Below are 26,100 nucleotides of genomic sequence, written 5' to 3' on the forward strand. Positions count from 1 at the left end.
GCTGCTTCCGCTTAGAAGAATGTAAGACCAACTTGGAACAGGCGTTCCACTTCGTTGATTCGGCGTTTATCAACCAAGAACAAGATCACATGGTCACCACTTTCGACGACAACATCATCGTGCGCGATCAATACTTCGTCGTTACGCACGATGGCACCGATGGTTGTACCCGGAGGAAGATTGATCTCTTCAATGGTTTTACCGACCACTTTGGATGATGATTTATCACCATGAGCCACCGCTTCCAGTGCTTCTGCCGCGCCTCGACGCAGCGAGTGTACTGCTACTACATCACCTCGACGTACATGGGTCAGTAGCGCACCTATAGTGGTTTGCTGAGGGGATATCGCAATATCGATCGCACCACCTTGTACTAGGTCTACATAGGCTGGGTTGTTAATCAGGGTCATTACCGTACGTGCGCCAAGGCGCTTCGCCAGCATAGATGCCATGATATTTGCTTCGTCGTCGTTGGTCAGGGCACAGAATACGTCGGTATCTTCGATATTCTCTTCGATCAGTAGATCACGATCCGAAGCGCTACCTTGCAGTACGATGGTGTTATCAAGTGAGCGCGCCAGCTGATTACAGCGGCGAATGTTTCGTTCGATGATTTTTACTTGGAAATCGTCTTCGATCGATTCGGCTAAACGCGCACCGATATTACCGCCACCTGCGATGATAATGCGTTTATAAGGGCGGTCTAAACGACGTAGCTCGCTCATTACGGCGCGTATATCTTTGCGTGCTGCGATAAAGAACACTTCATCGTCCGCTTCGATAACCGTGTTACCTTCCGGGATAATTGGGCTACCGCTGCGGAAGATAGCCGCTACGCGGGTATCCACCGATGGCATGTGGGCGCGAAGGTAAGAGATCTCACGACCAACTAGTGGGCCACCGTAATAGGCTTTTACCGCTACAAGCTGAGCTTTAGCGTCGGCGAAATCCAGTACCTGCAAAGCGCCTGGGTGTTGGATTAAGCGTTTTATGTGTTTCGTTACCAGTAGCTCCGGGCTGATACGGACATCGATAGGGATGCCTTTTTCGCCAAAGATCTTCTGGTTTTTGTTCAGATAGTCATGCTCACGCACACGGGCGATTTTAGTTGGCGTGTTGAATAGGGTTTGGCCTACCTGACAGGCGATCATGTTGACTTCATCAGAGTTCGTTACGGCGATCAGCATATCGGCATCTTGGGCGCCGGCACTATCGAGTACAGATGGATAGGATGCTTTACCTTCGATCGTACGGATGTCGAGACGATCTTGTAGTTCTCTAAGACGGCCAGTGTCTGTATCGACAATGGTGATGTCGTTATCTTCACTGGCGAGGTTTTCAGCCAAAGTGCCGCCCACTTGTCCGGCACCTAGAATAATGATCTTCATGATCAGCCTTTAACTGCTGCAGAAATGACAGAAATACACATAGCTACTTGAGCTTACTCCGTTTTTTCCAGCAGTGCATAATAGAAACCATCATGGCCGTTAGACTGTGGAAACAGCTGTCGACCATACTCTTGTTCAATACCCCACTCTGCCTCAATTGGCAGATGTTTGGCATTCGCAGTTTGGGTTACAAACTGCTTAATCAATCGTCCATTTTCCTGTGGAAAAATGGAACAAGTTGCATAAAGCAACTTACCGCCGGGTTTCAGCATGGACCAGCAATTATCCAAAATAGCGCGCTGAAGTTTGGCTGTTTCGTGAATATCTTCGCCTTGGCGCAGGTATTTTATATCCGGATTACGGCGAATAACACCCGTAGCAGAACAAGGGGCATCTAAGAGAATACGATCGTATTCTGTTCCATCCCACCAAGTTTGTGTGGCTGCGTCCGCTACTTTTAAGTTGGCTTTTAAGCGCAGGCGTTCTAGGTTCTCTTCTACGCGGCTGATTCGCTTTTGCTCGAGCTCTACAGCGTCGACCTGAGCAAGCTTAGGCTCGTGTTCTAGGATATGGCATAGTTTACCGCCGGGTGCTGCGCAGGCATCCAGCACGCGTTGTTCTGGTTGTAGATCGAGGAGGTCCGCAGATAACTGTGCGGCTTCATCCTGTACGCTAAATGCGCCGACGCTATAACCCGGAAGGGTTTCAATATTGACGGATTCCGATAGTTTTATCCCCTGATCACTGAATTGAGTTGCTTCTGCAGCAATAATTGGGGTCAGTTGCTGTAGGTATTCCTCACGGTTTGTTGAGCGTTGATTCACGCGAAGCGTCAGCGGTGCTTGCTCGTTGTTGACGGTGAGTATCTCTTGCCAGTGCTCTGGCCAGTTATTCTTTAGCTTGGCGATTATCCATTCAGGATGATTAAAACGATACGAATCATCATCTTGTAGGTAGCTATTTAGCTCTTCTTGCTCGCGCTGAAAACGGCGTAAAAGAGCATTCACTACTTTCCCAGCCCAAGCTTTATCAAGCTCTTTGCAAGCCTCGACGCTTTCGCTAATCGCGGCATGAGCTGGAATACGAGTGTGTTTTAGTTGATACAGACCGACCAAAACGATGGCTTTAATATCGATATCCCGAAACTTAAATGGTCGGTTTTGCAGAAGCTTAATGATGGCGTTTAACTGCGGATGATAACGCATAGTGCCGTAGCAAAGCTCACGTAGAAGGCCGCGATCCTTCTCTGGGCAACGACGTTCAATTGCCGCAAATTGCGTATTTAGAGAGCCCTTATTTTTAAGTAAAGGGGTTAGGATCTGTGCTGCTAGTGCCCGAACATTGGTGGTCATGGTAATTGTCCTAAAACGTCTAACCTAAAACTACGCCTGCACTAAACTGCTCTCGTTTAGAGTTTAGAACAGCGGCAGTGTCCATTGGCTTTTTACCCGGAAGCTGAAGCTGTTTGATTTTAATAGCGCCTTTTCCGCATGCGACAACAATGCTCTTTTTGTCAGAAGGCAGAATCTCACCTGGGTTGCCGTTTTGTTCAACTAATTCGCAACCTAGTAGCTTCACTACTTCTTCGCCGAGTTTGAACGTCACTGCAACACGAGGGCTTAGGGCGCGAATCTTAAGATCGATATCTGTAGCAGAAGCACTCCAGTCGATAACCCCTTCGGTCTTTTGTAGCTTCTTCGCGTAGGTCGCTAAGTTGTCATCTTGTGGTTCAGCTGAAACCGTTTCTTGCTGGAACTGTTTTAGCGTATCAACAAGCGCTTCTGAGCCAATAGTGGCTAAGCGGTCGAATACACTTGCTGCCGTGTCGTTGTTCTCGATCGGCGTAGTCACTTTGTAGAGCATATCGCCAGTGTCTAAGCCTTCATCCATCTGCATGATAGTGACGCCTGTTTCTGCATCCCCTGCGAGCATTGAACGTTCGACAGGAGCCGCACCACGCCAGCGTGGAAGTAGCGAACCGTGGACATTGATGCAACCTAGACGAGGTGTCTCAAGAATTGCTTTAGGGAGAAGCATACCGTAAGCAACTACAACCATGATGTCGGCTTTAAGGTTTGTAAGTGCCAACTGTTCTTCTTCGGCTTTTAGCGTGGTTGGTTGAAATACTGGGATGTTATGCTCAACTGCAAGATCTTTTACTGGGCGCGGAGCCATCTGGTTTTTACGCTTACCCTTCTTGTCAGGCTGGGTATAAACAGCAATCACTTCATGCTCAGAATTAAGCAATGCTTGTAAGCTGGATGCGGCAAAATCAGGTGTGCCGGCAAAAACTATTTTCAATGGTGACGCTGGCATGGTCTAGGCTCCAAAATAAAAACAGGCCTGCTAGTTAAACCAGCAAGCCTGTGAATTGCTTTTTAGTGATAATCAGGCGTGTTTTTCCTGCAATTTATGTAGCTTTTCTAGTTTGGATTTGATGCGGTTACGCTTGAGCATAGAGATGTAATCAACAAACAATTTGCCATTCAGGTGATCTAGTTCGTGTTGAATACATACCGCTAGCAGGCCTTCAGCTTCCATCTCATAAGGTTCGCCGTTGTAGTCGAGTGCTTTAAGCTTAACCTTCTGTGGGCGTTTCACATTTTCATAGAAGCCAGGAACAGATAGACAACCTTCTTGGTATTTATGTAGCTCTTCATCCAGAACTTCAAATTCAGGATTGATCATAACCAATGGCTCGTTTTGATCATCAGAGATATCCATGGTTACGATACGTTTATGGATATTCACCTGTGTTGCCGCCAAACCAATACCTGGAGCCGCGTACATTGTTTCGAACATGTCATCGATTTGAGCACGTACTTCGTCATCGACTGTCTCAACGGGCTCAGCAATGGTACGCAAGCGCGGATCTGGGTATTCAAGGATGGTTAGTTTTGCCATGATTTACGTCTGTATCAACAAGTTATCGGGTGCTATTGGTGTGAATACTTCTGTAAGTCATGCTAAGTTAGAGCCTAATTTACAGGTATCTTAAATTTCAACTCGATTATTCAGGTATTAACCGAAAGATAATATCGAGATCAATAGCGAAAAATATTAAGCTGCCTATTATACTGATTAGAACGCTCAATGTATTGTCGTTACTTTATCTTCTTATTTATAGGAATTAAGGAGATAGGTAATAAGGGAACTGGACATGAAAAAATTGTTATGCGGTTTGTTCGCTCTGGTATTGGTTTCACTGACTACAGTTCATGCTGAAACCCGTAAGGACTCTCTGCTGCTTCGTAATGATCATCCACAAGAATATGTGGTGGTGAAAGGGGATACGTTGTGGCACATCTCCGGTCGTTTTTTACAAAGTCCTTGGAAATGGCCTGAGGTCTGGGGGGTAAACCCGCAGGTTGATAACCCTCATCTAATCTATCCTGGGGATGTAATTTATCTTACGTGGGTGAATGGAAAGCCGCGTTTAGGGGTTAGACGTGATAGTGGAATCTATCCTCGTGCACGTGTGTCTCCGCTGGTTAAGCCAATTCCTGCTATCCCACTACGCGATATCATTAGCTTCTTAAATGATAACCGTGTGCTTTCTGAAGATATTTTGAAAGAAGCGCCTTATGTTTTGGGTGGCCAGAAAGAGCGGATTATCGCCGGTGCGGGTGACCGTATTTACGCACGTGGTCAGCTAGTGGCTGAACAGCGTCGACAGGGTATTTACCGTCCTGCTAATGAATATGTTGATCCGGATACAGAAGAATTTCTTGGTTATGAAACATTGAAGATTGCAGATGCCGATGTTTCTGCGCGTAAAGAAGACGTGCTCACATTGGATATCATCAAATCCCATAAAGAAGTGCGCATTTTGGATCGCGTTGTACCTACCGAGGAAGTGCGTATTCAGTCTATATTCTACCCAGCACCTTCCCCAGAGGGTGTTGAAGGTAAGATCCTATCGGTATTGCAAGGTGTTCGAGATGCTGGTCAGTTTCATGTAGTGGCTATCAATCGTGGTTTGCGAGAAGGTATTGAAGCTGGTCATGTTTTTGCAACTTATCGTCGTGGCGAACTGATTAAAGACCCTGTCACTAAAGAGATGGTGACGCTGCCACAGGAGCGCTCTGGTGAGTTGATGGTCTTCAAAGTGTTTGAGAAAGTGAGTTATGGCTTGATCATGCGCAGCACAGATGTTGTTTCTATCGGAGATGTAATCCGAGAACCATAAAGGATAAAAGATGACGGCTGATCTAAGGGACTGGATCGCCGTTGCCGCCCTACCCGATTTAGGGCCTGCTTCAGTTAAAAAGCTATGGGATCAGGGATGGACCCCTGAAAAACTCCTCCGCTCCTCTGAAGCTGATTGGCATCGGCTTAACCTCAAGAAAAAAACAATTACCGCTTTAAGTAACTTCCAACAAGGGCGTACCTCTCTGGTACAACAGAAGTTGGAATCGGCACTGGCATGGCAAGCTTCAGTTGAGGGTTGTCATATCATAGCTATTACTGATGCAGACTACCCTGCATTGCTACGTGAAATTTATGATCCCCCTCCCATTCTATTTGCTCGCGGTAATCTAGCGGCTCTGAATCTTCCTCAGGTTGGGATTGTAGGCAGTCGTAGCGCTTCTCACGGTGGTTTAAAGCATGCTTATCAGTTTGCAGACTATTTGGCTCAAAACGGCTTAATCGTGAACTCAGGCTTAGCCTTGGGTATTGATGCAGCCGCACATCAGGCGAGTGTGAATGCCCAATGTCCAACGGTTGCGGTATTTGGTACCGGCTTGGATCGGCCCTATCCCGCTCGAAATCGTATTTTGGCCCAGCAGATTTTAGAGCAACAAGGAATATGGTTGAGCGAGCTGTTTCCTGGGGCACCTCCGCTGGCACCGCACTTTCCACGTCGAAACCGCATTATTAGTGGCATGAGCGCTGGTATTTTAGTGGTGGAAGCCGCGCCTAAAAGTGGGTCGTTAATCACGGCTAGGATGGCGATGGAACAAGGGCGTGAAGTCTTTGCTATTCCTGGGGCGATTAATAACCCCTTGAGTAAAGGTTGTCATCAGCTAATCCGTGAAGGTGCTTGCTTGGTCGAGTCAGCGGAAGATATTACTTCGCAGCTTGCCCCTTTACTGGGTTATCTAGCCGAACAGAATGCTGAGCATATTGAACATGAATCTGAAGAGGATCTATCCCACTTTGCTCCTGAAACGCAGCAACTATTGAAGCATTTAGGCTACGAATATCACTCAATCGACCAACTAAGCTATCTGACTGGTATGGATATAGCGGAATTAGGCCCGATACTGGTGGAATTAGAGCTTTTAGGCACCATTAGCCAAGATGGGCATGGTTATATCCGATGTTAAAAGGCAATTTGGTAGAGTTGCAAAGACCGCTTCGAACATTTAGTGTTCAGCCCTCAAAGTTAAATGCCTTCAAGATGAAAGGGAATCCCCCCGCTTTGTAACCTGTAAGAGGCTCTTTCTATCAACCTTTCATCACTATTGATTGATACTTTTAGTAAAAATAGTGATGCGCTGTTGATTAGTTATATGGCATTGAGGAGTAAATGGTGAGTAGTTATTTAAAGCCTGATTGGTGGCATATTCAGCAGTCTGTTCGAGCAATTCGTCAAGGTGGTGTGATCGCTTATCCTACCGAAGCAGTTTGGGGTTTAGGTTGTGACCCGTTTGATGAGCAGGCGGTCTTAGATCTTCTAGAAATTAAGCGTAGACCTATGCATAAAGGTCTGGTTTTGATCGCTGGAAATCTCTCTCAGATCGATTTTTTACTCGAAGATCTGACTGATGATGAATATGTCAAAGTGACTGCTAACTGGCCGGGTCCATACACTTGGGTTTTGCCAGACAAAAAGAACAGAATTCCTACTTGGATTAAAGGTAATCATAGCGCTGTAGCTGTTAGAGTGAGTAATCACTCACAAGTTAAAAAATTGACTGAAGCCTACGGATCTTTTCTTGTGTCGACTTCGGCAAATCCTGCGGCGCATGAACCTGCAAGACATATATTGAGAGTGAAGACTTACTTCGGTGAAAAGCTTGCTTATGTCTTTCCAGGTGAGTTAGGCGGTTTAGATCAGCCTACTCAAATTCGAGATCTAAAATCTGATCAATTAATTCGCGCTTAAATAAATATGTGAGTGAGTACTATGTCCGCACCTAATATTGACGCTGTAAAAGAGTACCTTTTGGGGCTGCAAGATGCTATTTGTGATGCCCTAGAGCAGGCTGATGGTGAAGGAAAATTTTACCAGGATGAGTGGCAGCGAGAAGAAGGCGGCGGCGGTCGTACTCGCGTTCTAGAGAAGGGCGCAATTATCGAAAAAGGTGGTGTGAACTTCTCTCATGTCTTTGGCGATAAGTTGCCAGGATCTGCAACAGCGCACCGGCCTGAATTAGCGGGTCGTAGTTTCCAAGCGATGGGTGTGTCTTTAGTTATTCATCCACATAACCCTTATATCCCAACTTCTCATGCCAACGTTCGTTTCTTCATCGCAGAAAAAGAAGGTGAAGAACCCGTATGGTGGTTTGGTGGTGGTTTTGACCTGACACCTTATTATGGGAACGACGAAGATTGTAAGTTTTGGCACCAGACAGCTAAAGAAGCCTGTGATCCATTTGGTGATGATATCTACCCACGGTTTAAAGAGTGGTGTGATGAATACTTCTACTTGAAGCATCGTGATGAGCCTCGTGGTGTAGGCGGTCTGTTCTTCGATGATCTTAATGAGCTTGGTTTCGAGAAGAGCTTCGGACTGATGAAGTCGATTGGTAATGCTTACACTAAAGCTTATGTGCCAATTATCGAGAAAAACAAAGACCGTGAATACGGTGAGCATCAGCGTGACTTCCAATTGCACCGCCGTGGCCGTTATGTCGAGTTCAATCTAGTGTTTGACCGTGGCACCCTGTTTGGCCTGCAATCTGGTGGACGTACTGAGTCTATCTTGATGTCGCTGCCACCAGAAGTACGTTGGGGTTACGACTGGAAACCTGATGAAGGTACTGAAGAAGCGGTGCTGTACGAGCGTTATTTGAAGCCTCGTAACTGGCTGGAAGTGTAAGGGCGAATTATGACTGATCGTTACGCGGTATTTGGCAATCCGATTAAGCACTCTAAATCGCCTCAAATCCACGCTGCATTTGCATCGAGTACAGCTCAGGATCTAACTTATGAAGCGATCTGCGTACCTGAAGATAACTTTTCAGGTTACGTAACTGATTTCTTGTCGGGTGATGGTCGAGGTTTGAATATTACTATTCCGTTTAAGCAGGAAGCTTGGGCATTAGCTGAAGTTAGAAGTCCGCGTGCTGAACTGGCGGGTGCGGTAAATACCTTGTACCGCGATGACCAAGGCCGCTTGTGTGGTGATAACACCGACGGTGTTGGCATGGTGCGTGATATCGTACGTAACAATGGTGGTACGATTGAAGGTAAAAAGGTGCTTATCCTAGGTGCTGGTGGTGCTGTTCGTGGCGTTTTACAGCCAGTATTAGAGCAAAATCCTGAGCTGTTAGTTATCGCAAACCGTACTGCTTCTAAAGCCGAAGAGCTTGCTGGGTTGGTTACCGATCTTGGTAACGTATCGGGTGGTGGTTATGATGAGCTAGCAGGCCAAAGCTTTGATCTTATCATTAATGGTACTGCTGCCAGCTTGCAAGGTGAGATCCCTCCTCTTCCGGAAAATGTACTGGCACAAGGTGCTTGGTGCTACGACATGATGTATGCCGCAGAGCCAACTGCTTTTTGTGCTTGGGCGACTGAACAAGGGGCAGAAAAGTCCATTGATGGCCTAGGTATGTTAGTGGAGCAGGCTGCGGAATCTTTCAGAATCTGGCGTGGCTTAGACCCTGACTCTAAAACCGTTATCTCTGATATCCGTGCAGCAATAACTGTTTGATTTTAATACAACAGTCGCTTTATAAATTTTATCAAAGCAGACTTGCATGGGGCTCTCTCGCGGCGTATAACTGAAATACGAACACTGCATAGTGTTAACTTTTCAGTCTGCTGCGGGAGTACCTTATGGTAACGGAAACCCGACTATCTACTGAGCAGCTTTATTTTCGCTGCGATCCTGAATTACTACCTTTCAAAAATACGTCTACGCTTGAGCCTTTTTCTGGTTTCTTCGGCCAAACACGAGCCATTGAAGCGATGGATTTTGGTATCGGCATGCGCCGTCCAGGCTATAACTTGTTTGTGATGGGTAATCCTCATACGGGGCGTTTCTCCTTTGCGATGGAGAACCTCAAAACCACGGCGAAAAAAGAGAAAAAGCCGGGCGATTGGGTTTATCTGAACAACCTAAAGGATAACCGCAATCCTTTAGCGATTCCCTTTCCTGCTGGAAAGGCTCAGCAGTTTAAGCGTGATATTAAAAACATCATCGAAGCGGTGCTGTCAGAGATGCCTGCAGCCTTTGAAAGCCCTTCGTACCAGCGTAAAAAGAGTAAAATCGAACGTGAACTCAATCGTTATTATGATCAGGCGATAGAAGGTGTTGAGCGAGAGGCGCGTGAGCATAGCATTGCGGTCTACCGTGATGCAGGCAGTATCGGCTTTACTCCGGTTGCAGAAGGGCAAGCGATGGATGAGGCGGTCTTTTCGCAGTTGCCTGAAGAGATCCGTGATGGCTTTACTAAGGCGATCTCTGATCTTGAAGATAAGTTAAATGAAGCGCTAACAGGCCTACCGCAGTGGCGACGTGAGGCAGCAGAAAAACTGAAAAATCTCGATCGTGATACAACACGGCAGTCGATCTCCCCGCTTTTCCAACCGTTGAAAGATAAGTACGCCAATATTGCGGCGGCGACAGATTATCTGTCAGAGATGGAAACGTCGTTAGTTAAAAACTGCGCTGAAATTGTCGGCGATGAAAAGCTAATTGAGCCGTTAACTGATGCTAGCCGCCGTGCTTATTTAGAAAGCAATTATGGCGTTAATCTGCTTGTGGATAACGATAAGGTGAAAGGTGCCCCGGTTGTATACGAATCGCACCCTAGCTATGAAAATTTGTTTGGGCGTGTAGAGTACACGTCCGAAATGGGGGCTTTATCCACTACCTACAAGCTTATCCGATCTGGTGCTTTACATCGAGCGAATGGCGGCTATTTGGTATTGGAAGCGGAGAAACTACTGGAGCAGCCCTTTGTTTATGGGGCGCTAAAACGTGCGCTTAAATCCGACGAGATTCGAATTGAAAGTCCTGCAAGTGAATACGCGGGTATAAGCACGATAACCCTAACCCCTCAGGCGGTGCCACTATCAGTGAAAATCGTCTTGATAGGGGCGCGCAATATCTACTATTTGCTACAAGAACTCGATCATGACTTTGAAAAAATGTTTCGAGTCGTGGTGGACTTTGATGAGGATGTAAAAAGAACGCCTCAATCGATTAGGCATTATGCGCGTTTGATGAAAACGTTAGCCGATGAGGAGGGCTTAGCCCCCTTAACGCGTCGAGCGGTGGCGCGTTTAGTTGAGCATAGCTCCCGTCAGGCAGAAGATCAGGAGTTGCTGTCGGCTCATATTGGTGAGTTGGTTGATCTGTTATGTGAAGCTGATTTTAAGCGCATTAAAGAGGAAGATGAACTTATCAATGCAGATCATGTCGAGATGGCGCTGAGTGCGAAAGAACGTCGCACTTCTCGTATGTCTGAAAAGATCGAAGAAGACATTCTGAATCAAACGGTGTTGATCGACACCCAAGGTGAAGCCGTCGGTAAAACCAATGGTCTAACTGTGCTCCAAGTGGGTGATGTTGCTTTTGGTACGCCTGCGCGTATTACTGCAACGGTGCATCCTGGTAATCGCGGAATCGTTGATATCGAACGCGAGGTGGCCTTAGGTCAGCCAATCCATTCAAAAGGCGTTTTAATCCTATCGGGCTTCTTAGGTCATCAATATGCTCAGGACTTCCCATTGGCGATCTCTGCTAGCATCGCTTTGGAGCAATCTTACGGTTACGTTGATGGAGATAGCGCCTCGCTAGCAGAGGTCTGTACCCTATTGTCAGCGTTGACCCATATACCGATTAGTCAGAGCTTTGCGACCACAGGTTCGATCAACCAGTACGGTGAAGTGCAGGCGATTGGCGGTGTAAACGAGAAAATAGAGGGCTTCTTTCACCTCTGTAAAACGCGGGGTCTTACCGGCGAGCAAGGGGTTATTATCCCTAAAGCCAATGTGCGCAATCTGATGCTCAAAGAAGAGGTTGTCGAGGCGGTTAAAGAGGGGTTATTCTCTGTGCATGCGGTTGGTCATGTGGATGACTGCTTAGAGATTTTGATGGGCAAAAAACCCGGTAAACGCAAGGCTGATGGTACGTTCACGCAACGTAGTATTAATGCTCAAGTGGTTAAGCGTTTACGGGAAATTTCTTCGGCAAAGCTAGACGTTAAGTCGGAAAAATAAAGTGCGGAAAATCTCCTTCTAAAGGATTTAATTCCATAGGAGCGTTCCCTGCCAAAGTGATAACAGATATCATTAACAGTAATGTTTACAGAATATCTGTCTGTACAGAGTATTGTGACGACCAGCGCTGATGATTGAAGGGGGATTCAGCGTTGGTCAGTCACATTTTAACAACTCGCTAAGCCCAGCTTAGAAAGTCGTTGTTACCGCAACATTCAGGATATCGCTATCTGTGTCGCTGTAAGCTTCTTCGCGAACATATTCCGCAGTCACTTCAGCATTTTCTCCTAGAGAACGCGTTACACCTAACGCTAAACGCTTTTCAGGTAGTTCGTAGTCGATACCCGCTACATTATCGATATCTTCAGCTTCGTCAGATTCGCTGTAACCTAGGAAAAGTGTTCCGTCTGCGCCTAGGATCTGTGTACCGTAGCCAGCACCTAAATGAAGGAAACTTGGCTCGCCTGCTAAATTAGATCTACCTAGCTGGATATACTCTGCAAACAGCGCCAAGTCATTCGCTTCAACCAATGCATTTACGCGCCACGCATCGATTTTTTCAGTTAGACCGCCTAGCTCAGAAAACGGACCTGCTGTGTTCGCAACGTCAGTTACATAACCTGCACCTAGAGAAACGCCATTACTGAATGTAGTGCCGAAGTTAAGACCGAAGGTATCTAAACCTTCGTTACCTTCTGCAGAGTTGTTAAGCACGTAGGTATCTAGCTGAATCATCTCATTTTGGTAGCTGAGCATCGCTAGACCTTCTTTTGCATCGAAAATGTCGAATGCAATTGGGTCTGTAAATGCTGCAGAATCACCTACTAGTAGAGGGTGAGCGGCTTTACCCAGTGTGAAGCTTAGAGGATTGTCTTCGGAACCTATCACCACGTAAGCTTCAGCAAGATCCAGTTTCTCGTCTGCAGATAGGTATTCGATTAACGTAGACACTTTAACGTTTTCGTTAATATCAGCAGCAATTTCAAGTTCGAAGGTATCAACTAAAACATCACCAACGCTGTTTTCGCCATCAGTCTCAACTTGCTGTGCTAGCAAGGTTACTTCACCGCCTACACTCACGTTTTCAGCGAAGCCACCGTTTGATGGTGTAGCTCCAGCTTGAGCTTCAGTTTTTTGCTCTAGCTTTTGTGTTGTTGCTTGCTGAGCAGCCAGCTGTGCTTCAAGTTGTGCGATGCGTGCTTTCATTGCCGCTAACTCTTTAGCAACATCGGTTGCAAACGCAGGTGTGGTTGATGTCATTGCTGCAGCAACTAGCGTGGCGATCGTGGTTTTTTTCATGTTGTTCCCTTCTATTAAGTTGTTCACAGCCTTGTTTGCTACATGCGTTCACTCATCTCAGCAAATAAGACGTCGTAGTTTTATAAATGTTCTTAGTCGGTTCAGAAATTGGCAGCAAACTTTCTGAGCCCAATAGATATCCACAGGCGCTTAACCTGCTGAAGATAAAGCTCAAAATGTAAAGAAAGTAAGGTGTTGGCGGGGATACTAATGCTGTTGATAACTATTATCAACTATTGTTTGAATTATAATCAGCAGCTAGTCTTCAGGGTCAGCGCCGGTTAACCAGTTATCCACAGGCGTAATCCAAGCAGGTTCAGCATTAGCGCCAAACCAAGAGTCCACAGCAAAGGCTTGCTGATTATCTAGCTGAACGATAGTAGCGCTGTTATGGGGCGCATTTAATGTGAAGGGGCCGCGGTGAACATTTCCGCCAGGTCGGTGGAAATGTAAGAGGTTCATCTGCTGTAAAACTAAAAGATAACGAGTTGTATTGAGGCTCTCAGCGACACAATCCAATTGATTTGAACGGCTGATAAAGGAGGTGTTATTGGCTGCTTGATCGCCAAAAGTTCGTAGTTTTGGGCCGGTGATTTTCTCAAATAGAGCAATGCCTGTAGCTATCTTTAAACGCTCTTCCTCTGCTGTAGCTGCTGGTGGTGAGAAGTGCTGGCGAACTTGGTCTAGCTCGTCAGCATCAAACTGTATTGAAGATCTTCGATCGCAACCAAAGCTTTTACAGAGGGAATAGCTTGCGCCCTTTTCTGTATTGGATACCTCTACCTCATAGGATTTAACCCAAGCGGTTGGTGAGCTCTGGATGTTATAGCCACAACCGCTTACAAGCAGCGTGGCCAGGATCAGACTGTTAGCCTGCGTAATCTTCTTCAAGGTGCTTGTCCTTAAGTTTCACATAGTTTCCAGCAGTATAACTGAAGAAGGAGCGCTCTTTTTCTGTGAGTTCTCGTTGTTGTTTCGCAGGACGGCCAACGTAAAGGTAGCCGCTTTCTAGTTTTTTACCTGGTGGTACTAGGGAACCCGCGCCGATGATCACTTCATCTTCAACAATAGCGCCATCCATAACCATCGCACCCATGCCTACTAAAACTCGGCTACCAATTGTGCAGCCGTGTAGCATAGCTTGGTGTCCAATAGTGACGTCATCGCCAATGATCAATGGGAAGCCGTCTGGGTTATAGGGACCAGCATGGGTGATATGTAGAACAGAACCATCTTGCACGCTGGTACGTGCGCCAATACGAATGTGGTGCATATCGCCACGAATTACGGTGAGCGGCCAGATCGAGCAATCGTCACCAATCTCGACATCTCCAAGCACGACCGCGCTAGGATCAACAAAAACCCGCTCCCCTAGTTTGGGAGTGAAGCCTTGATAAGTACGTACATTCATAATTGTTGCTCGCTAGAAATTGGGAAGTATCTATTATGAAATAGCTTAGGGGAATTGAAAAATTAAGATTTAGTCCCATGTATTAGGAACGATATCTCGCCGATGGAGCTAGCTTTATATGAGTAACCCAATGCTTGAACCACAGTTGTTACCAGCATTCAGTCAGATCAAACCTGATCAAATCGAAGCCGCAATCGATCAATTGCTGACGGACAGTAGAGCAACGGTTGAACGTATTCTACAAGAACTATCTGTACCTAGCTGGGATTCTCTAGTTGCTCCTCTTGAAGAGATGAATGACCGTTTAGCTAAAGCTTGGTCGCCTGTTTCGCACATGAACTCGGTGGTGAACAGTGATGAGCTGCGTGATGCCTACAATGCGTGCTTGCCTAAGCTGTCCCAATACTGGACTGAGATGGGTCAGCATCAAGGTTTGTACCAAGCATTTAATCAGTTTGCTGAAAGTGACCAATTTTCTCAGCTAAGCGAGGCGCAGCAGAAAGTCGTCAACAATACTCTACGTGACTTCCGATTATCCGGTATTGCTCTGAACCCCGAAGAGCAGCAGCGTTACGCAGAACTACAACAGAAACTATCTGAGTTGACGACAAAGTTCTCTGAAAACGTAATGGATGCCAGCGATGACTGGAGTAAACTGCTGACCTCTGAATCTGATCTTGCGGGCCTGCCGCCTATGGCGTTAGCCGCGGCGAAGCAGATGGCTGCAGCGAAAGAGAAAGAAGGTTGGTTGGTGACACTGGACTTCCCTTCTTACCTTGCGACGATCACTTATGCGGATGATCGTGAACTACGTAAAGAGATCTACACCGCCTTCTCTACCCGTGCTTCTGATCAAGGTCCGGGCGAAGGTAAGTGGGACAATACAGACGTTATCTCTCAACTCTTAGAGCTACGTTTAGAGCTGGCGCAGTTGCTTGGTTTTGGTAACTACGCTGAATACTCGTTAGCGACCAAAATGGCTGAAAACACTGACCAGGTTGTGCAGTTCTTAAATGATCTTGCTGAGAAAAGCCTACCCGTAGCTAAACAAGATTTTGAGCAGCTTTGTGAGTTTGCGAAAGCTGAATTTGGCGCAGAAGATCTGCAAGCATGGGATCTAGCTTACTACGGCGAGAAACTGAAGCAGGCGAAATACTCTATTTCTGAAGAGCAGATCCGCCCTTACTTCCCTCTTCCCAAGGTACTGGAAGGTCTGTTTGCGGTTACCGGTAAACTATTTGATATCGAAATGCGTGAAGTCGACGCGTTCGACCGTTGGCATGATGATGCGCGTTTATTTGAAATTAGCCGCAATGGTGAAGTGATCGCTCGTTTCTTTATGGACCTTTATGCTCGTGAAAAGAAACGTGGTGGCGCTTGGATGGACGATTGCCGTGTACGTCGTCGTCTAGATGATGGCTCTCTGCAGTTACCTGTGGCTTATCTGGTATGTAACTTCAGCTCTCCAGTAGGAGATGATCCAGCCCTACTGAATCACAATGAAGTGACCACCCTATTCCATGAATTTGGCCACGGTTTGCATCACATGCTGACCCAAATCGAAACGGCTGACGTAAGTGGTATTAATGGCGTTGCTTGGGATGCGGTTGAGCTACCAAGTCAGTTCCTAGAGAACTGGTGCTATGAGCCAGAAGCACTGGCATTGATCTCTGGTCACTATCAGACAGGTGAAACCCTACCACAAGAGTTGTTGGATAAGATGCTGGCGGCACGTAACTTCCAGTCAGGCATGATGATGGTACGCCAGTTGGAGTTCTCTCTATTCGATTTCCTTCTACACCGTGATTACCAGCCGGGAGAAACGGTTGTTCAAGAGGTTTTGAATAAAGTACGTAGTCAGGTAGCCGTGATTACCCCGCCTGCGTTTAACCGCTTCCAGCATAGCTTTAGCCATATTTTTGCAGGCGGTTATTCTGCGGGTTACTACAGTTATAAATGGGCAGAGGTACTATCGGCAGATGCCTTCTCCCGTTTTGAAGAAGATGGCATCTTTAATACAGATACTGGTGCAGATTTCCGTAAGAACATTCTAGAAATGGGCGGTTCTCGCGAACCTATGGAGCTGTTTGTAGCGTTCCGCGGTCGTGAACCGCAAGTTGATGCACTACTTCGCCACAGTGGAATTACCGAGTAATTAAAATGACAGTTATTAAACGATTTATAGCGGGTGCTGTTTGCCCACGATGCGGTGAGATGGATTGTATTCGCACTTACCGTGATGAAGAGCGTGAGTACAAAGAGTGCGTGCGTTGTGATTACGAAGATTCCATGCGTTTAGATGGTGAACCAGATACCGCTGTAGAAGAATTGGAAACACGCGTCAATCGTGAAAATAAGCCTGAAATTGAGGAAGGCGCACAGCCTCTGATGTTTACGGCGAACCCCGGCGCTAAGCGCAAAGACCACTAACAACAGATAGGGGCTATTAAGCCCCTATTTTTTTGAACCTTTTAGATTGTCCCTATCTAGTAATCAGATGCCTGCATGCCCGGTCAGATTGACAATGATCTCGTTTGCGAGGGCTTATCTGGTATGATCCCGCACTTATCAATTTCTGTGTAAAGTCCCTGAATCATGTCTATAACTGCCGTACCCATCGCTATTCGCTATATGCTGCTATCTGCGCTTGGATTTGCCTTGATGGCTGCCTGCGTGAAAGCGGTGTCGGGTTACGGTATTCCGGTTTTAGAGATTGTGGCGGCAAGGGCTTTAGTATCGCTAGGCCTGAGTTACTTGGATGTAAAACGTAAACGCATCTCTATTTGGGGGCAGCATAAGCCGCTCTTGCTGGCGCGAGGCATCGTTGGGGCTTTGGCCTTGGTTTGCGTTTATTACTCAGTCACGACCCTCACCTTGGCTGATGCGACGGTACTACAGTATACCTATCCTGCATTCACTGCGGTGTTAGCGCTGTTATTTTTGGGCGAGCGGATCAAGCTTGCGACGATGCTTTGTATTTTACTCAGTTTCGTCGGGGTGGTTGTGATGGTGCGGCCGGGCGAAGCGGGGTTAATTGGCTTGCCGATGTTAAGTCTATTAGCTGCGTTAGCTGGGGCTTTAGGTAGCGCCATAGCTTATGTGATCGTGCGTAAGTTGAGTCAAACGGAAGATAGCTCTGTCATTATCTTTTATTTCCCGCTGGTGGCGTTACCAACCTCGTTACTGCTTTTGGGCGGCGACTTTGTTATGCCGGGCTTGGATGCGTTGTTATTGCTGCTGTTAGTAGGTGTATTCACGCAAGTTGGGCAGATTGGACTAACCAAAGCGATGGCAGCGGAAGAGGCGGGTAAAGCCAGCGCTTATGCTTATGTTCAGGTGATTTTTTCTGCGATTTTGGGAGTGATCTTTTTTGACGAGATCCCGACTTTGTGGACTACTATTGGCGGCTGTTTGATTCTGGCAGGTGCGCTAATCAACGCCTTATGGAAGCGCTGATTAACACTCCTAGGATTTGTTGCTATACCGCTCGGCGTAGTGGCAGTAGGTAAAGCAGAACAAAAATTAGTAGGGATATCACCACAACCGATGGGCCAGCAGGTGTATCGAAATGCCATGACAGCCCTAAGCCTCCAATTACTGACAAACTACCTACAATAGCGGCACCGATGGCCATCTGCTCAGGGCTTTGGGCTAAACGCCTTGCGGCAGCTGCAGGAATAATCAGCAATGAGGTGATTAATAGTAGACCTACAATCTTCATAGCTACGGCGATAATGACTGCAATCAATAGCATCAGAGCTAAGCGTGTCCAGGCAACATTAACCCCCTCAACATGGGCAAGCTCTTCATTGATAGTAATTGCCAATAGAGGTTGCCAGAGAAGTTTTAACAACACTAGTGCGAGGAGGCCGCCTCCGTAGATCCAATAAAGATCTTCTACACCGACAGCAAGCAGGTCACCAAATAGGTAGGACATCAGGTCTACCCGAATTTCCAACAGTGACACGGCAACTAAGCCAAAAGAGAGCGAACTATGGGCCATGATCCCTAACAAGGTGTCTGTAGCTACCATTCGCTGCCTTTGCATCGCGACTAGGATGAGGGCGAGGGCGACACAGCAGAAGATCACGGCTAGGTTGAGGTTTACTTGCAGCATAAAGCCTACTGAAACCCCGAGTAGAGCGGAGTGAGCTAAGGTGTCACCAAAATATGCCATGCGGCGCCATACCACAAAAGAGCCAAGCGGGCCAGCAATCGCAGCTACACCAATACCACCTAACAGGGCATATAAGAGAAAATCAGGCATTAACAACCGCCCTTACAATTATGATCAGGAATAATGTCGCCATGATCATCATGACGATGATTATGATGATGGCTATAAACGGCTAGCTGTTCGCTGCCTTGAATGCCAAATAGCTCAGTAAAGGATGGATCATTGGTGACTTGCTCAGGATGACCAGAACAGCAAATATGATGATTAATACAAACTACATGATCTGTAGCCGCCATCACGAGGTGAAGGTCGTGACTGACCATTAATACACCACAGCCACGTTCATCACGAATACGCGCAATCAGGTTATAAAGCTCAAGCTGACCGTTAATATCAACCCCTTGCACAGGCTCATCTAACACCAGTAGATGAGGATCACGAAGTAGGGCGCGGGCAAGCAAGACACGCTGCATCTCACCGCCTGACAGATTATGTACTGCTTGCTTAAGTAACTTTTCAGCGCCAACATCGGTTAGTGCTGCCAGTATTTTTGCTGGGTCTTTACACTGAGTTGTTCGCAGGAAACGATCAACGGTTAAAGGGAACGTATTATCGATCTGTAACTTCTGTGGCATGTAGCCGATGCGTAGGCCATCTTCCTGCCACAAACTACCACTATCAGCTTTGAGTAGGCCTAGCACTACACGGACTAGGGTTGTCTTACCAGCACCATTAGGACCAATTAGTGTTGTGATGCAGCCACGGTGCAGCTCGGCGTTAATATCTTGTAAGACGTGCTTTTGACCAAAGGAAAGGTTGATATTTTCGAGTTTGATCAGCGGCTCATGTGTATGTGGAGAGGGACTCACTAGGCTGCACTCTGCTGACAACTTGGGCATATACCCAGCACTTCAATAGATTGTTTCTCGGGTTTAAAACCTAAGCTATCTGCTTGTTTTTGGATATCTTGGCTAACCTTCCGTGTATCAATTTCTACCGCGTTATTGCATACACGACAGATCAGAAAGGAGCCTTCATGCTGATCACTTGGATGTGGGCAGCCGATATAAGCATTCAGCAAAGCGATACGGTGTACTAAGCCTTGCTCCTGTAAAAACTCAAGCGCTCGATAAACCGTAGGTGGAGCTGAATTAAAACCAGCAGCGGCTAGTTCGGGTAGAAGCTCATAGGCACCAAGCGGTTTATGACTTTGCCAGATAGTCTTTAAAACCAGCTCGCGAATAGGCGTAAAACGTAGGTTACGCTCATTACAAAGCGAGCGTGCATCTTCCAGTGCTTGCTCAATGCATCCATGATGATCATGTTCAGGATGAAAGGCTAGATCAGTGTGCGCCATAGCATTCTTACCTTATAAGTTTGTGTTATATTGTAACCCTTAATCTTCTGAGATGTATTGTGAAAGATGAAAAATATTACCTTACTTTTTTTAACACTTTTTGCTGCGAGCACAGCGACTGCTGATCAACCGATTCAGGTGGTAGCGAGTGTTAAACCATTACAGCTAGTTGTTGAAGGTGTAGTTGGTGAATTGGGGGAGGTTGATTCCCTGATCCCAGCAGGTAGCTCGCCGCATCATTACTCGTTAAAGCCTTCTGATTTACGCAAGCTGCATGCTGCTGATTTAGCTGTTTGGGTTGGCCCTGATATGGAGCAGTTTTTAAGCAAAACATTGGACAGCTCCAAAGTGCCAGCAGTACAGCTGTTGGAAGGTTCAGGTGAAGCGCATCACGATCATCATGACCACCACCACGATCACGATGAACATGATCATCATAACCATGCCGTTGATCCTCACGTTTGGATGGACCCGGTAAAAATGCTGAAAGCTGCGGCAGAGATCAAAAAAGCGCTAGTTAAGCTTCACCCAGAACAGGCGGAGCAATTAAACAGCAATTACCAACAATTTGCGGCGGATATTTTGGCTACGGATCGTGCGATTCAAACCCAGCTAGCACCTGTAAGAGAGAAGGGTTTTATTGTATTTCATGATGCCTTTGCTCTTTATGTTGAGCATTATGATATGAATCAGCGTGGCTATTTTACGGTTGATCCCGCACGTGCGCCTGGCGCGAAAAAATTACAAGCGATTCAAACCATGCTTAAGAAAGATCAAGTAGGTTGTATCTTCACTGAACCGCAGTTTGAAGCGAAGGTAATTAAGCGTATTGTGGCTAAGCAGCCGGTGAAACTGGGTAAGTTAGATCCGCTAGCGATCGATATTACATCTCAGCAGGGATATACAGGTTTCCTCAAGCAACTCGCGAATAATATTGAAACCTGCTTGCGCTAACTAAGCGTAAGAGATCTCTACAGGGTGCTCGAGTAGATCGTTAATGCGGGCACACAACGTTGAGGGTTGATAGGGTTTAACCACATAACTATCAACCCCAACGGTTATGCTTTCATGGATTAGGTCGGTTTCTGCGTGCGCGGTTAGCATCACAAAAGAGACTTTTGCTAAACGTTGATCTGCTCGGATTTGGCGCAGTAACTCCATCCCGTTCATTTCTGGCATATCCCAGTCACATATCACCAGATCAATATTCATCAGCTTTAAGCGCTTGAGAGCTTCTTGGCCATTTGGGCTTTCGACAAATTTACGAAACCCCATCTCTTTAAGGGTGGTACGGGTGATCATGCGCATGGATTGCATATCATCGACGATCAGCACTACAGCTTTTTCAGGCGGTACATTGATTTGGCGTTTTCTACGAGTCATGAATTAAAATTCTACGATAAAGCCTATGAGATAGTTGAATATCTAACATGATAATACTTGGCTTTTTGATTGGCCCCAATAGTCATAAATATTAAAATTTGTGCGTTGCCATCTGCATCAATCTCTCTAATGCTCTTCTAATTCACATCTCTGGTGTAAGTTTAAGTACTGTTGTTCAAATTCATGAGCAGCCATTGGCTGGCCAAAAAGAAAGCCTTGTATCTGATCACAGCCCTCAGTTGTTAATATATCGATCTGATCTTGCTGCTCGACCCCTTCGGCGATCACTGTTAATTTCAGACTGTTGCCCAGCGCGATTATTGCTTGGCAGATGGAGTAATCATCGGATTCTTCATCTAGACCGTCGACAAACGACTTATCAATTTTTAACTTGGTTAGGGGTAAACGTTTGAGATAGGAGAGGGAAGAGTAGCCGGTACCGAAATCGTCCAACGCTAAACGTAAACCGAAGTGCTTTAGCTGAGTTAGTTGCTGAATAGCTTCCTCAGGATCATTTAGGACGCAGCTTTCGGTTATTTCCAGCTCAAGCAGTTGAGGTGGAAAGCCAGTTTTGTTCAGTACGCTTTGTACCTGTTGAGGCAGCTGTTGATGTTCTAATTGTTTGGCTGAGATATTAACTGCTAGTAGTAGGTCTGTTGCGCCCTGATCATGCCAAGTTTTTACCTGTTGGCAAGCAGTCTCCAGAACCTGAGTGCCTAATTGTTGGATGAGTCCTTTTTCTTCAGCTAATGGAATAAATTTATCGGGTGTGATCAACCCTTGTTTTGGATGGTGCCATCTTACCAACGCTTCAACTCCGACCAGTTCATGAGACGAAATTTCAAATTGAGGTTGATAGTAGACGGATAACTGTTTTAGCTTAAGCGCTTCTCTTAGATCTCCCTCTAACTCAAGCCAAGTAAGTGCATGTTTATTCATGCCTTTGTTGTAAAAATTAAAACTATTTCCCCCAGTCTTCTTAGCTTGATACATAGCTGTATCGGCATTTTTCATCAGCTCAATGGCTTCAGTTCCATCATTGGGGTAGATGCTGATACCTATACTGGCATTTAGATATAAAGAATGACCATTGTAATCATAGGGGGTTTCTAAACTGGCGATTAATTTACGGGCGAGCTCGGCGGCATCATCAAGTTGATAGAGTGGATCGATGATGACGGTAAATTCATCTCCACCAATACGAGCAAGTAGATCCGATCGGCGAAGGGTTTTATTAAAACGATTTGCCATCTCCACTAAGACTGCATCGCCGGTGCTATGGCCGAGAGAATCATTGATCTGTTTGAATTTATCTAAGTCGATAAAAAAGATGGCGGCCAAGGTTTGATGGTCATGACAGCGCTGTATAGTTTGTTCCAAGTTGCGCATAAACTACGAGCGATTCGATAGGCCTGTAAGGCTGTCCTGCTCAGCTAATCGTTTTAACCTATACTTTTGTTTTTCTAATTCAGAGGTACGTTTATGCACCTCTGTCTGCAATTGGTCGATAGAGGCTGTGCTATGTTCAAGCTTTTGGGTCATCTCGTTAAAGTGGACGGCTAGGTTTCCTATCTCATCACTATGTTCTGCTTCAATACGACAGCCGGTATTACCCTGGGAAAGTTCCTGAATCCCAGCTTCTATCTGTTCTAATCTACGACGGAAAAGGCGCAGAGTGAGGAAAGTCGCAACCGCAATCAATACAGCCAGGCTCAGTAGTACAGACTGAATAATCGCAGCTTTTTGTTGAAAGTATTGCTGTGCATTGGTCAGAGCGCGGTGTTCAAGACGAAAGCTTTCTTCACCCATACTCAGTAGTGTTGTATCTAAACGGTCAAGTAGATAGTAGTGACTGTTTAATTGATTTTCCGAGAGTTGCTGAGAGCGATGTACATTGATCATAAGCTTGTAGAGTGAGCTGATACTCTCATTTTGGTGGCGTAAGCTTTGAATATAGGTTTGTTCATCCTGCCCAAAAGGTTCTAATTCATCTAAATACGTCTGCAATTGCCTTTGAATACGAAAGCCCTTCTCGATAGATTCTAGGTCTTTATAGCGTTCATGCAGTCGAAATTGGCTTCGAAGGGCGTTAGTTTCCACTTGGATGCGTGAGATGGCTTCTATACGCTGAAACAGTGATGTTCTGTGAGCATCCATCCAACCTAAACCAAGCAGCATGCTTAAACAGAGTAGGATAGAGAGTAGCGTTAATATAATCAGCCGCGTTCTTATGGTCATTGCTTAAACGTTTTCCTCAGATTCATAAAGATGATGCGTGGGGATCTATCTTTTGCAGTGCGGTTGCATCAAAAAATTGGATAAAGTCAGGGGTTGTTTCACTGATAACTAATTTTGATTCAATAGCCCAGCGTGCTTGCTGTTCGATCGAATTTACTTGCGATTGATTCAATGACAGTTTGAAAAGGTAGTCCTGCCAGATCCAATCAATAAAGGCCTGACTCAATTTCAGTTTTTCCCGCAGAATCATCTGAGATTCCTCAGGGTTTTCAGCAATGAAATGAACAGCTCTATCTAAGGCCGCTAATACTTTCAGCTCATTTTCTATGTTGTCGGTATCCCCCTTTAGCCCCACCAAATTAAAACTGAGGTTATAAAGCCCTTTGGTATCTAGAGGGCTAGCAGGATTGTTTTTGTTAGACGCAGAGGTAAATGCAAAAGGTTCCCAAACGGATATGGCCGAGTGAATTGCCCCTAGTTTGCTAGACATCTCTCAGCCATAGAAAATGGCTTTAAAAGAGGTGCTTATGAGCAACAAACGTTATCCGGAAGAGTTCAAGATCGAAGCGGTTAAACAGGTCACTGACCGAGGCTACAGCGTTGCTGATGTAGCTAACCGGCTCGATGTTACAACCCACAGCCTTTATGCCTGGATCAAGAAGTACGGCCCCGATTCAGCCGAACATAAAGCAAAGACAGATGAGCAGCTAGAGATACGCCGTCTCAAGAAAGAACTGAAGCGAGTCACTGAAGAGCGGGATATATTAAAAAAAGCCGCGGTGTACTTCGCCAACCAGTCCGATTGAGGTACACCTTTATCCGTGATCATCATAAGGACTGGCCTGTACGTCAGCTCTGTTCGTTACTGGATGTACATCCTAGCGGGTATTACGCATGGCGTAAGAAACCTTCTTCCAAGCGCCATGTAGAAGATCAACGGCTCACTGGATTGATCAAGCAGTATTGGTTGGAGTCAGGTGGTGTGTATGGCTACCGCAAGATCCATAGCGATCTGCGCGAGTATGGTGAAGTCTGTGGCCCAAATAGAGTTTATCGACTCATGCGTATAGCTGGGCTGAAGGCACAGGTTGGTTACAGGAAACCACGCCAGACAAGCGGCAAGGTTCATATTGTCACGCCGAACCACCTTCAGCAGCAATTCAATGTACCTGCACCTAACAAAGCATGGGTAACAGATATCACCTATATCAAAACCCATGAGGGTTGGCTGTATTTGGGGATTGTCGTTGACCTGTTCTCAAGGCGAGTTATTGGATGGTCAATGCAATCCCGTATTACAAAGGAACTAGTGCTGGACGCTTTACTCATGGCTATATGGCGACGTAATCCTGATTCAGAGGTTGTTGTTCATTCTGATCAGGGAAGTCAGTACACAAGCCATGATTGGCAATCCTTTTTAGAGATGCATGGCTTTAAAGGAAGTATGAGCCGACGAGGTAACTGCCACGACAATGCCGTTGCTGAGAGCTTTTTCCAACTACTGAAAAGGGAAAGAATCCGCCGCAGGGTTTATGCAACCAGAGAAGATGCACGCTGTGATATCTTTGAATACATAGAGCTGTTTTACAACAGCAAACGACGTCATGGTTTTAATGATCAGCTATCACCGATAGAGTATGAAAACCGATATGAGAAACGGCTGATGGGTGTCTAAAGAACTAGTGGCGATTCAGAGACCTCTCCTAAACTTAGTACTTTGGGGAGGTCTACTACGCTGTAGTCTTTTATCGATACTTGACTAGGATCAACACCAGATAAGGTCAGCCAAGTATGTAAAAAGTATTCACTTGCACTGCCTTTAACAATACCGACTGACTTACATATGAGGTCTTTAGCTTGGGTGGTTCCACTACCTGATAGGCTCATTAGCTTGATGTCATTGTCAGACTCTACGAAGCTACTGAGTAAAGTAAAGTGATCATACTTAAAGCCATTGAACATAATGACCGAATTGGAAGAGGTTGCTAAATCTACCTCGTTTTTTAGCAGTGCTGAAAAGCACTTAGTGCCACCAGCCAGAGAGATTAGCTCGGCATTGATCCCTTCAGCTTCAAAGAAACCCTTCCTATCTGCAATATAGAATGGGGCAGATAGTGGGGTCGTTGAGACTGCAATCTTGACTGAAGGCAGTGGTTCTTTAGTTAAGATTTTTGAGTCAGTTGATTGATACCCGAAGAATAAGATAGCAACAACTGCGATGGCTAAGGCGATACTCGCCTTGATGAATCCATTCATGTTGGCCCCAAAACACTATAACAGTGGTGATTGAAGATTGTTCTGATTGACTAATGTTTAGTATTTGCTCATAAATGGTAGTGCGCAAGGTGCTATGGGCATTTTCGTTATAAACTGTAGGGAAATCCCTAAGACTATTGCTTAGGATCAATAGGTTTAGGTATTTAGCTTATTCTGGCATGGGATTAGA

General features: G+C 46.0%; 26 protein-coding genes. 11 read left to right on the forward strand and 15 right to left on the reverse strand.

The window, feature by feature from the left end:
• Positions 1 to 11: 11 nt before the first annotated feature.
• From trkA to def, 4 genes are all read right to left on the reverse strand, one after another.
• Positions 12 to 1,388: a Trk system potassium transporter TrkA gene (trkA, locus tag ACMXYO_RS00130; protein ID WP_415886389.1), complete on the reverse strand. Its 1,377-nt coding sequence runs from the start codon at positions 1,386 to 1,388 to the stop codon at positions 12 to 14.
• A 53-nt stretch (positions 1,389 to 1,441) separates the two neighbouring features.
• On the reverse strand, positions 1,442 to 2,740 hold the full coding sequence (gene rsmB / locus ACMXYO_RS00135; protein ID WP_415886390.1) for a 16S rRNA (cytosine(967)-C(5))-methyltransferase RsmB: 1,299 nt from the start codon (positions 2,738 to 2,740) through the stop codon (positions 1,442 to 1,444).
• A 19-nt stretch (positions 2,741 to 2,759) separates the two neighbouring features.
• Positions 2,760 to 3,704, reverse strand: a complete 945-nt coding sequence (gene fmt / locus ACMXYO_RS00140) for a methionyl-tRNA formyltransferase (RefSeq protein ID WP_415886391.1) — start codon at positions 3,702 to 3,704, stop codon at positions 2,760 to 2,762.
• Between the two features lie 72 nt (positions 3,705 to 3,776).
• Positions 3,777 to 4,292: a peptide deformylase gene (def, locus tag ACMXYO_RS00145; protein ID WP_415886392.1), complete on the reverse strand. Its 516-nt coding sequence runs from the start codon at positions 4,290 to 4,292 to the stop codon at positions 3,777 to 3,779.
• Between the two features lie 256 nt (positions 4,293 to 4,548).
• Between def and ACMXYO_RS00150 the strand changes: the two genes are divergently transcribed.
• From ACMXYO_RS00150 to ACMXYO_RS00175, 6 genes are all read left to right on the forward strand, one after another.
• The gene (locus tag ACMXYO_RS00150; protein ID WP_415886394.1) at positions 4,549 to 5,577 is read left to right on the forward strand and encodes a LysM peptidoglycan-binding domain-containing protein; all 1,029 of its coding nucleotides are present in this window, start codon (positions 4,549 to 4,551) and stop codon (positions 5,575 to 5,577) included.
• A gap of 10 nt (positions 5,578 to 5,587) precedes the next feature.
• Positions 5,588 to 6,718, forward strand: coding sequence for a DNA-processing protein DprA (gene dprA, locus ACMXYO_RS00155; protein WP_415886396.1), 1,131 nt, complete (start codon positions 5,588 to 5,590; stop codon positions 6,716 to 6,718).
• Positions 6,719 to 6,924: 206 nt separating this feature from the next.
• A complete protein-coding gene (locus tag ACMXYO_RS00160; RefSeq protein ID WP_415886397.1) occupies positions 6,925 to 7,500 on the forward strand; it encodes an L-threonylcarbamoyladenylate synthase in 576 nt (191 codons plus the stop codon).
• A 21-nt stretch (positions 7,501 to 7,521) separates the two neighbouring features.
• Complete coding sequence (hemF, locus tag ACMXYO_RS00165; protein ID WP_415886398.1) at positions 7,522 to 8,436, forward strand: oxygen-dependent coproporphyrinogen oxidase; 915 nt, start codon at positions 7,522 to 7,524, stop codon at positions 8,434 to 8,436.
• 9 nt (positions 8,437 to 8,445) lie between these two features.
• A complete protein-coding gene (aroE, locus tag ACMXYO_RS00170; protein WP_415886399.1) occupies positions 8,446 to 9,273 on the forward strand; it encodes a shikimate dehydrogenase in 828 nt (275 codons plus the stop codon).
• Positions 9,274 to 9,398: 125 nt separating this feature from the next.
• A complete protein-coding gene (locus ACMXYO_RS00175; RefSeq protein ID WP_415886400.1) occupies positions 9,399 to 11,789 on the forward strand; it encodes a Lon protease family protein in 2,391 nt (796 codons plus the stop codon).
• A 189-nt stretch (positions 11,790 to 11,978) separates the two neighbouring features.
• On the opposite strand, the gene ACMXYO_RS00180 is transcribed toward ACMXYO_RS00175, so the two are convergent.
• From ACMXYO_RS00180 to ACMXYO_RS00190, 3 genes are all read right to left on the reverse strand, one after another.
• Entirely contained in the window at positions 11,979 to 13,088 is a 1,110-nt protein-coding gene (locus ACMXYO_RS00180) for an LbtU family siderophore porin (protein ID WP_415886401.1), read from the reverse strand.
• Between the two features lie 258 nt (positions 13,089 to 13,346).
• On the reverse strand, positions 13,347 to 13,979 hold the full coding sequence (locus tag ACMXYO_RS00185) for a hypothetical protein (protein ID WP_415886403.1): 633 nt from the start codon (positions 13,977 to 13,979) through the stop codon (positions 13,347 to 13,349).
• Positions 13,957 to 14,499, reverse strand: a complete 543-nt coding sequence (locus ACMXYO_RS00190; RefSeq protein WP_415886404.1) for a gamma carbonic anhydrase family protein — start codon at positions 14,497 to 14,499, stop codon at positions 13,957 to 13,959. Before ACMXYO_RS00190 ends, ACMXYO_RS00185 begins: the two co-directional genes overlap by 23 nt.
• A gap of 118 nt (positions 14,500 to 14,617) precedes the next feature.
• On the opposite strand from ACMXYO_RS00190, the gene prlC reads away from it, so the two are divergent.
• From prlC to ACMXYO_RS00205, 3 genes are all read left to right on the forward strand, one after another.
• Entirely contained in the window at positions 14,618 to 16,654 is a 2,037-nt protein-coding gene (prlC, locus tag ACMXYO_RS00195; RefSeq protein WP_415886405.1) for an oligopeptidase A, read from the forward strand.
• A gap of 5 nt (positions 16,655 to 16,659) precedes the next feature.
• Positions 16,660 to 16,929, forward strand: a complete 270-nt coding sequence (locus ACMXYO_RS00200; protein ID WP_415886406.1) for a YheV family putative zinc ribbon protein — start codon at positions 16,660 to 16,662, stop codon at positions 16,927 to 16,929.
• Positions 16,930 to 17,094: 165 nt separating this feature from the next.
• Positions 17,095 to 17,955 (forward strand): DMT family transporter, encoded by an 861-nt coding sequence (locus tag ACMXYO_RS00205; protein WP_415886407.1) that lies wholly within the window; start codon positions 17,095 to 17,097, stop codon positions 17,953 to 17,955.
• Positions 17,956 to 17,977: 22 nt separating this feature from the next.
• On the opposite strand, the gene znuB is transcribed toward ACMXYO_RS00205, so the two are convergent.
• Genes znuB through ACMXYO_RS00220 form a run of 3 tightly spaced genes read right to left on the reverse strand, consistent with a single transcriptional unit; the run spans position 17,978 to position 20,033 of the window.
• Complete coding sequence (znuB, locus tag ACMXYO_RS00210) at positions 17,978 to 18,766, reverse strand: zinc ABC transporter permease subunit ZnuB (RefSeq protein ID WP_415886408.1); 789 nt, start codon at positions 18,764 to 18,766, stop codon at positions 17,978 to 17,980.
• On the reverse strand, positions 18,766 to 19,575 hold the full coding sequence (gene znuC, locus ACMXYO_RS00215; RefSeq protein WP_415886409.1) for a zinc ABC transporter ATP-binding protein ZnuC: 810 nt from the start codon (positions 19,573 to 19,575) through the stop codon (positions 18,766 to 18,768). Before znuC ends, znuB begins: the two co-directional genes overlap by 1 nt.
• Positions 19,545 to 20,033 carry a Fur family transcriptional regulator gene (locus ACMXYO_RS00220; RefSeq protein WP_415886410.1) on the reverse strand — a complete coding sequence of 163 codons (489 nt, stop codon included), beginning with the start codon at positions 20,031 to 20,033 and terminating at the stop codon, positions 19,545 to 19,547. The genes znuC and ACMXYO_RS00220 overlap by 31 nt, the downstream gene beginning before the upstream one ends.
• 66 nt (positions 20,034 to 20,099) lie before the next feature.
• Between ACMXYO_RS00220 and znuA the strand changes: the two genes are divergently transcribed.
• Entirely contained in the window at positions 20,100 to 20,987 is an 888-nt protein-coding gene (gene znuA, locus ACMXYO_RS00225; RefSeq protein ID WP_415886411.1) for a zinc ABC transporter substrate-binding protein ZnuA, read from the forward strand.
• On the opposite strand, the gene ACMXYO_RS00230 is transcribed toward znuA, so the two are convergent.
• The 4 genes from ACMXYO_RS00230 to ACMXYO_RS00245 form a co-directional block, all read right to left on the reverse strand.
• A complete protein-coding gene (locus ACMXYO_RS00230; protein WP_415886412.1) occupies positions 20,988 to 21,416 on the reverse strand; it encodes a response regulator in 429 nt (142 codons plus the stop codon).
• Between the two features lie 126 nt (positions 21,417 to 21,542).
• Entirely contained in the window at positions 21,543 to 22,805 is a 1,263-nt protein-coding gene (locus ACMXYO_RS00235) for a putative bifunctional diguanylate cyclase/phosphodiesterase (protein WP_415886413.1), read from the reverse strand.
• Positions 22,806 to 22,808: 3 nt separating this feature from the next.
• The gene (locus ACMXYO_RS00240; RefSeq protein ID WP_415886414.1) at positions 22,809 to 23,654 is read right to left on the reverse strand and encodes a HAMP domain-containing protein; all 846 of its coding nucleotides are present in this window, start codon (positions 23,652 to 23,654) and stop codon (positions 22,809 to 22,811) included.
• Between the two features lie 22 nt (positions 23,655 to 23,676).
• Positions 23,677 to 24,144 (reverse strand): hypothetical protein, encoded by a 468-nt coding sequence (locus ACMXYO_RS00245; protein ID WP_415886415.1) that lies wholly within the window; start codon positions 24,142 to 24,144, stop codon positions 23,677 to 23,679.
• A gap of 37 nt (positions 24,145 to 24,181) precedes the next feature.
• Between ACMXYO_RS00245 and ACMXYO_RS00250 the strand changes: the two genes are divergently transcribed.
• A protein-coding gene (locus ACMXYO_RS00250) for an IS3 family transposase (RefSeq protein ID WP_415885104.1) occupies positions 24,182 to 25,329 on the forward strand; the annotation gives its coding sequence in 2 pieces (ribosomal slippage) (positions 24,182 to 24,419 and positions 24,419 to 25,329; 1,149 coding nt in all).
• Here the strand turns inward: ACMXYO_RS00250 and ACMXYO_RS00255 are convergent.
• Positions 25,326 to 25,910 carry an ABC transporter substrate-binding protein gene (locus ACMXYO_RS00255; RefSeq protein WP_415886416.1) on the reverse strand — a complete coding sequence of 195 codons (585 nt, stop codon included), beginning with the start codon at positions 25,908 to 25,910 and terminating at the stop codon, positions 25,326 to 25,328. The genes ACMXYO_RS00250 and ACMXYO_RS00255 overlap by 4 nt on opposite strands.
• Positions 25,911 to 26,100 lie beyond the last annotated feature (190 nt).

Source organism: Neptuniibacter sp. QD37_6, assembly GCF_047778085.1.
Classification (GTDB): Bacteria; Pseudomonadota; Gammaproteobacteria; order Pseudomonadales; family Balneatricaceae; genus Neptuniibacter.